Source organism: Dactylosporangium sp. NPDC051484 (genome assembly GCF_040689395.1).
Lineage (GTDB): Bacteria > Actinomycetota > Actinomycetes > Mycobacteriales > Micromonosporaceae > Dactylosporangium.
The window spans coordinates 1-3,394 of the sequence record NZ_JBFAZX010000077.1 but is presented as its reverse complement, the minus strand read 5'-3'; the positions used below and the strand labels follow the sequence as shown (position 1 = coordinate 3,394).

Here is a 3,394-nt window from a genome sequence, read left to right as displayed (position 1 = left end):
GTTGGGTTTGGTGTTGGTTGAGAATTGCACAGTGGATGCGAGCATCTTTAAAGCTTTGTGGTCAAGTTGCTGAGGGCGTACGGTGGATGCCTTGGCACCAGGAGCCGATGAAGGACGTGGGAGGCCGCGATAGGCCTGGGGGAGCTGTCAACCGAGCTGTGATCCCAGGGTGTCCGAATGGGGGAACCCGGCACCAGTCATGTGGTGTCACTCCTGCCTGAACACATAGGGCAGGTAGAGGGAACGCGGGGAAGTGAAACATCTCAGTACCCGCAGGAAGAGAAAACAATTGTGATTCCGTGAGTAGTGGCGAGCGAAAGCGGATGAGGCTAAACCAGGCATGTGTGATACTCGGCAGGGGTTGCATGTTTGGGGTTGTGGGGCATGTCTTGGCTGGTCTGCCGGCTGGTCGCACAGTCAGAAAATCGATGGTTAGTCGAAGTCCGTTGGAAAGCGGCACCGTAGGCGGTGAGAGTCCGGTAGGCGAAAGCTGTCGATCTGTGTTGGTGTGTTCCCGAGTAGCGGCGGACTCCTGTAATCTGCCGTGAATCTGCCAGGACCACCTGGTAAGCCTAAATACTCCCTGGTGACCGATAGCGGACGAGTACCGTGAGGGAAAGGTGAAAAGTACCCCGGGAGGGGAGTGAAATAGTACCTGAAACCGTGCGCCTACAATCCGTCGGAGCGTCCACGCCTTTTTGGTGTGGGGTGACGGCGTGCCTTTTGAAGAATGAGCCTGCGAGTTAGTGATACGTGGCGAGGTTAACCCGTGTGGGGGAGCCGTAGCGAAAGCGAGTCTGAATAGGGCGTTCAGTCGCGTGTCCTAGACCCGAAGCGGAGTGATCTAGCCATGGGCAGGCTGAAGCGCGGGTAAGACCGCGTGGAGGGCCGAACCCACCAACGTTGAAAAGTTGGGGGATGATCTGTGGTTAGGGGTGAAAGGCCAATCAAACTCCGTGATAGCTGGTTCTCCCCGAAATGCATTTAGGTGCAGCGTTGCGTGTTTCTTACCGGAGGTAGAGCACTGGATGGCCTAGGGGGCCTACAAGCTTACTGAAGTCAACTAAACTCCGAATGCCGGTAAGTGAGAGCGTGGCAGTGAGACTGCGGGGGATAAGCTTCGTAGTCGAGAGGGAAACAGCCCAGATCACCAGCTAAGGCCCCTAAGCGTGTGCTAAGTGGTAAAGGATGTGGGGTCGCATAGACAACCAGGAGGTTGGCTTAGAAGCAGCCACCCTTGAAAGAGTGCGTAATAGCTCACTGGTCAAGTGGTTCCGCGCCGACAATGTAGCGGGGCTCAAGCACACCGCCGAAGCTGTGGCATTCACACGTGTACTCGGCCAGTTTGCTGGTCCAGGTGTGTGGATGGGTAGGGGAGCGTCGTGTCACCGGTGAAGCGGCGGAGTGATCCAGCCGTGGAGGTGACGCGAGTGAGAATGCAGGCATGAGTAGCGAAAGCAGGGTGAGAAACCCTGCCGCCGGATGACCAAGGGTTCCAGGGCCAGGCTAATCCGCCCTGGGTGAGTCGGGGCCTAAGGCGAGGCCGAGAGGCGTAGTCGATGGACAACGGGTTGATATTCCCGTACCCGCGTAGAAGCGTCCATGCTGAACCTGCTTGTACTAACCTCACAACAGTTTGATCCTTTCGGGGTGATGGCTGGAGTTTGGGAACTTGGGTGGTAGTAGGCAAGCGATGGGGTGACGCAGGAGGGTAGCTGGACCCGGCCGGTGGTTGTGCCGGGGCAAGCGTGTAGCCCGCAGCATAGGCAAATCCGTGCTGCATTGTGGGTGAGGCGTGATGCGGAGCCGTTTAGGTGAAGTCAGTGATCCCATGCTGCCGAGAAAAGCCTCTAGCGAGTTTCGAGCGGCCCGTACCCGAAACCGACACAGGTGGTCAGGTAGAGAATACCGAGGCGATCGGGCGAACTGTGGTTAAGGAACTCGGCAAATTGCCCCCGTAACTTCGGGAGAAGGGGGGCCACCGATGGTGAGACCACGTGCTGGTGGAGCGGTTGGTGGCCGCAGAGACCAGGGGGAAGCGACTGTTTACTAAAAACACAGGTCCATGCTAAGTCGTAAGACGACGTATATGGACTGACGCCTGCCCGGTGCTGGAACGTTAAGGGGACCTGTTAGTCTTTCGGGGCGAAGCGGAGAACTTAAGCGCCAGTAAACGGCGGTGGTAACTATAACCATCCTAAGGTAGCGAAATTCCTTGTCGGGTAAGTTCCGACCTGCACGAATGGCGTAACGACTTCCCCACTGTCTCAACCACAGGCCCGGCGAAATTGCACTACGAGTAAAGATGCTCGTTACGCGCGGCAGGACGGAAAGACCCCGGGACCTTCACTATAGCTTGACATTGGTATCTGAGTTCGATTGTGTAGGATAGGTGGGAGCCGGTGAAGCGGTCACGCCAGTGGTCGTGGAGGCAAGCTTGAAATACCACTCTGTTGGATTCGGGTATCTAACTTTGGGCCGTGAGCCGGTTCAGGGACAGTGTCTGGTGGGTAGTTTAACTGGGGCGGTTGCCTCCTAAAATGTAACGGAGGCGCCCAAAGGTTCCCTCAGCCTGGTTGGCAATCAGGTGTTGAGTGCAAGTGCACAAGGGGGCTTGACTGTGAGACTGACAGGTCGAGCAGGGACGAAAGTCGGGACTAGTGATCCGGCACTGGCAGGTGGAAGCGGTGTCGCTCAACGGATAAAAGGTACCCCGGGGATAACAGGCTGATCTTCCCCAAGAGTCCATATCGACGGGATGGTTTGGCACCTCGATGTCGGCTCGTCGCATCCTGGGGCTGGAGTAGGTCCCAAGGGTTGGGCTGTTCGCCCATTAAAGCGGTACGCGAGCTGGGTTTAGAACGTCGTGAGACAGTTCGGTCCCTATCCGCCGCGCGCGTAGGATACTTGAGAAGGGCTGTCCCTAGTACGAGAGGACCGGGACGGACGAACCTCTGGTGTGCCAGTTGTTCTGCCAAGGGCACGGCTGGTTGGCTACGTTCGGAAGGGATAACCGCTGAAAGCATCTAAGCGGGAAGCTCGCTTCGAGATGAGGTATCCCACCCCTTGAGGGTTAAGGCCCCCAGCGAGACCACTGGGTTGATAGGCCGGAGGTGGAAGCCTGGTAACAGGTTTGAGCTGACCGGTACTAATAGGCCGAGGACTTGACCTCTATACAGGGTTTTAGAGTATGCCGCATCCACTGTGTGATTCTGAACCAATACCGTTCGCACCCTGCCATGTTGGTGGTGGGTGTGCGGGGTTGATAGGTTCATAGTGTTTCGGTGGCCATAGCGGAGGGGAAACGCCCGGTCCCATTCCGAACCCGGAAGCTAAGCCCTCCAGCGCCGATGGTACTGCACCCGAGAGAGTGTGGGAGAGTAGGACGCCGCCG

At 57.3% G+C, this 3,394-nt stretch carries 2 rRNA genes; both read left to right on the top strand.

The features are described 5' to 3' along the window. The first annotated feature begins 59 nt into the window (after positions 1-59). Positions 60-3,172: ribosomal RNA gene (locus AB0367_RS38595) — 23S ribosomal RNA — on the top strand. 108 nt (positions 3,173-3,280) lie between these two features. Then, positions 3,281-3,394, top strand: a 5S ribosomal RNA gene (gene rrf / locus AB0367_RS38590); the annotation flags it as partial.